Source organism: Bacillus sp. SIMBA_008 (genome assembly GCF_046535495.1).
Taxonomy (GTDB): Bacteria; Bacillota; Bacilli; order Bacillales; family Bacillaceae; genus Bacillus; species Bacillus subtilis.
This window is the reverse complement of record NZ_JAWRWL010000241.1, coordinates 1-300: the sequence shown is the minus strand read 5'-3', so window position 1 is coordinate 300 and position 300 is coordinate 1. Positions and strand designations below refer to the sequence as shown.

1 protein-coding gene is annotated in these 300 nt (G+C 53.0%); it reads left to right on the top strand.

Going from position 1 to position 300, the window contains the following annotated elements; all coding sequences use genetic code 11:
• Positions 1–300, top strand: a 300-nt coding sequence (locus tag SB658_RS23015; protein ID WP_410602575.1) for a serine hydrolase, incomplete at both ends; no start/stop codon positions are given.

Genomic DNA, 300 nt, shown 5'->3' with positions numbered 1-300 from the left:
ACGACGAGCGTGACACCACGATGCCTGCAGCAATGGCAACAACGTTGCGCAAACTATTAACTGGCGAACTACTTACTCTAGCTTCCCGGCAACAATTAATAGACTGGATGGAGGCGGATAAAGTTGCAGGACCACTTCTGCGCTCGGCCCTTCCGGCTGGCTGGTTTATTGCTGATAAATCTGGAGCCGGTGAGCGTGGGTCTCGCGGTATCATTGCAGCACTGGGGCCAGATGGTAAGCCCTCCCGTATCGTAGTTATCTACACGACGGGGAGTCAGGCAACTATGGATGAACGAAATA